Source organism: Pseudomonas sp. HMWF021 (assembly GCF_003061005.1).
Taxonomy (GTDB): Bacteria; Pseudomonadota; Gammaproteobacteria; order Pseudomonadales; family Pseudomonadaceae; genus Aquipseudomonas.
Window position 1 is genome coordinate 4,980 of the sequence record NZ_QAIK01000090.1, and the last position, 3,117, is coordinate 8,096.

Below are 3,117 nucleotides of genomic sequence, written 5' to 3' on the forward strand. Positions count from 1 at the left end.
GTTTCTACTGTGGCTTTTCGTCGCATGTGGCGCTTTTCGAGAATTATTGTATACAAAAAAATAATTCATTGTGTTCTATTTGTGGCATCGGGCTGCGGCACAAACGCGCAGCCCCACGACTTTCCCAATAACAAAATGAGGACGGCACCATGAGCGCTTTAACCTTGAAAGTCGCAGTCAACCTGGTCAATCAGGCCATCAGCGTCGGGCGCGGCATCAACGCTGCGCCGCTGACCATCGCGGTACTCGATACCGGCGGCCACCTGATCACCCTGCAACGCGAAGACGGCGCCAGCCTGCTGCGCCCCAACATCGCCATCGGCAAAGCCTGGGGCGCAATCGCTTTGGGCAAGGGCTCACGCTTGCTGGCGCTGGACGCCCAACAACGCCCGGCCTTCATCGCCGCACTCAACAGCATGGGCCAGGGCAGCGTCGTCCCGGCCCCGGGCGGGGTGCTGATTCGTGATCAGGCGGGGAATGTGCTGGGCGCGATCGGGATCAGCGGCGATCTGTCGGATATTGATGAGCAGGTGGCGATCAAAGCGGTGGAGGCGCTGGATTTGCGGGCGGATGCGGGGGTGGCTGGTTGACCTTTAGCGTCTGATCGAAAGTCATCGCTGGCAAGCCAGCTCCCACAAGGTTTTGTATTGAGCAACGATTTGTGAACGACACAAACCACTGTGGGAGCTGGCTTGCCAGCGATGGCGGCCCGACTGACACATCGTGATAAAAGACTGCCCCGTCCAGATGGATCACTGCGGTCTAGCCTTCTGATGAACTCATCATGAAGGGGCAATGGATTGCCTGATCTTCCTGCTTCACATCGTCTGCGAACCGGCCGCTATGCCGAAGCCAATCGAATCTATCTCCTGACAACCAATACCCTTGATCGCCAACCGATCTTTGCCGATGTGATGTTGGGCAGACTTGTTGTTCATCAATTTCGGCGGGCACAAGAGCTTGGATTGGCAAAGTCACTGGCGTGGGTGGTGATGCAGGATCATTTTCACTGGCTCGTTGAGCTGCAAAACTGTTCGCTCCGAAGGCTGATGGGTGAAACCAAGTCGCTGATAACCAGAGAAGTGAATTTATCCATCGGCCGTAGCGGGCCGCTTTGGCAGCAGGGTTTTCATGACCGAGCATTGAGGCGGGAAGACGATCTGGTGAAGATGGCGCGCTATGTGGTCGCCAACCCATTGCGGGCAGGATTGGTGGAAAGGCTGGGTGATTATCCGCTGTGGGATGCCATCTGGGTTTGATCTGATACCGAGTTGCCCCCATCGCTGGCAAGCCAGCTCCCACAGGGATTTGCGTCGTTCACAAAGTTTGTGTTCAACACCAGACCTGTGGGAGCTGGCTTGCCAGCGATAAGGGCAGCACAGTCTTACTGATCCGGCTCACACCCTTTCAATACCAACCGGATAATCGTCTGCGCCGCCGCCTCGTAATCCGCCTCGTCGAGCTTGTCCTTGCCGGTGACAGCAGAAATCTGCCAGTCGAAGTCGGCGTAGGTCTGGGTGGCGGCCCAGATGCTGAACATCAGGTGGTTGGGGTCGATCGGGGCGATCTGGCCGCGGTCGATCCAGCTCTGGATGCAGTCGATGTTGTGCTTGGCCTGGCTGTTGAGCTGCTCCACCAGATCGGCGCTCAGGTGCGGGGCGCCGTGCATGATTTCGCTGGCGAACACCTTGGAGGCGAAGGGCAGGTCGCGGGAGATGCGGATCTTCGAGCGGATATAGCCGCTGAGCACTTCGCTCGGCACGCCGTCCGGGTTGAACGGGGTCGAAGCCTGCAGGATCGGCACGATGATGCTTTCCAGGACCTCGCGGTAGAGGTTTTCCTTGGACTTGAAGTAGTAGTAGACGTTGGGCTTGGGCAATCCCGCCTTGGCGGCGATGTCGCTGGTTTTGGTCGCAGCGAAGCCTTTGTCGGCAAACTCCTCACTGGCGGCACGCAGGATCAGTTCTTTGTTGCGCTCGCGGATTGTGCTCATAAACCCGGTGGTTCCTTGCCTGTTCTGGCGGTTGCGCATGGTAGCACCGGCCTCGCGCATGGCTCAAGAATGCCCCGTGTGGCCCGCAGTCACGGTATGCTGCGCGGCATTATTCACAAAAGGAAACAGGATTCATGGCAGGAAGCAGTTTGCTGGTGCTGATCGACGACATCGCCACCGTTCTGGATGACGTGGCGTTGATGAGCAAAATGGCCGCCAAGAAGACCGCCGGCGTACTCGGCGATGACCTGGCGCTCAATGCCCAGCAAGTCTCCGGGGTGCGCGCCGAGCGGGAAATTCCCGTGGTCTGGGCGGTGGCCAAGGGCTCGTTTCTCAACAAACTGATTCTGGTGCCCTCGGCGCTGGCGATCAGTGCGTTCGTGCCGTGGCTGGTGACGCCGCTGCTGATGGTCGGCGGTGCGTACCTGTGCTTCGAAGGCTTCGAGAAACTCGCGCACAAGGTTCTGCACAGCAAGGCCGAAGATGACGCCGAGCATGCGCAACTGAGCGCGGCAGTGGCCGAGCCGAGCACCGATCTGGTGGCTTATGAGAAGGACAAGATCAAAGGCGCGATCCGCACTGACTTCATCCTCTCGGCGGAAATCATCGCCATCACCCTCGGCACTGTGGCCGACGCTTCGCTGACCCAGCAAGTGATCGTGATGTCCGGCATCGCCATCGTCATGACCGTGGGCGTTTATGGCCTGGTGGCCGGGATTGTCAAACTCGACGATCTCGGTCTGTGGCTGACGCAGAAATCCGGCTCGGCAGCAAAGAGTATCGGCAACGCGATCCTGCGTGCGGCGCCTTACATGATGAAAGGCCTTTCGGTGATTGGCACGGCGGCGATGTTCCTCGTCGGCGGCGGCATCCTGACTCACGGCATTCCTGTGCTGCATCACTGGATTGAAAGTGTCGGTGCAGCGTCCGGTAGTGCCGGTTTTGCGGTGCCTGTGCTGCTCAATGGCGTGGCGGGGATTATCGCTGGCGCGGTGGTGCTGGCGGTGGTGTCGGTGGTCAGCAAAATCTGGCGCACGATCAAAGGCTGAATATCGTTCTTTGTAGGAGTGAGCCTGCTCGCGATGAGGTCGTGTCAGTCACCTTTCATGTGCCTGATGCACCGC

At 58.8% G+C, this 3,117-nt stretch carries 4 protein-coding genes; 3 read left to right on the forward strand and 1 reads right to left on the reverse strand.

Annotated features, from left to right (window positions below):
• Positions 1-149: 149 nt before the first annotated feature.
• A complete protein-coding gene (locus tag DBR18_RS12150) occupies positions 150-590 on the forward strand; it encodes a heme-binding protein (protein WP_108590494.1) in 441 nt (146 codons plus the stop codon).
• A gap of 210 nt (positions 591-800) precedes the next feature.
• On the forward strand, positions 801-1,259 hold the full coding sequence (locus DBR18_RS12155) for a transposase (protein WP_108590495.1): 459 nt from the start codon (positions 801-803) through the stop codon (positions 1,257-1,259).
• Between the two features lie 125 nt (positions 1,260-1,384).
• Here the strand turns inward: DBR18_RS12155 and DBR18_RS12160 are convergent, their stop codons facing one another.
• Positions 1,385-1,993, reverse strand: coding sequence for a TetR/AcrR family transcriptional regulator (locus tag DBR18_RS12160; RefSeq protein ID WP_034151540.1), 609 nt, complete (start codon positions 1,991-1,993; stop codon positions 1,385-1,387).
• A 134-nt stretch (positions 1,994-2,127) separates the two neighbouring features.
• Here DBR18_RS12160 and DBR18_RS12165 point away from each other — a divergent pair, with 134 nt between their 5' ends.
• Positions 2,128-3,042, forward strand: a complete 915-nt coding sequence (locus DBR18_RS12165) for a DUF808 domain-containing protein (RefSeq protein WP_108590496.1) — start codon at positions 2,128-2,130, stop codon at positions 3,040-3,042.
• Positions 3,043-3,117: the final 75 nt, after the last annotated feature.

Excerpts from the sequence above, each read along its gene's own strand:
- DBR18_RS12150 (WP_108590494.1), top strand. The coding sequence starts at position 150 with ATGAGCGCTTTAACCTTGAAAGTCGCAGTCAACCTGGTCAATCAGGCC.
- DBR18_RS12160 (WP_034151540.1), bottom strand. The coding sequence starts at position 1,993 with ATGAGCACAATCCGCGAGCGCAACAAAGAACTGATCCTGCGTGCCGCC.
- DBR18_RS12165 (WP_108590496.1), top strand. The coding sequence starts at position 2,128 with ATGGCAGGAAGCAGTTTGCTGGTGCTGATCGACGACATCGCCACCGTT.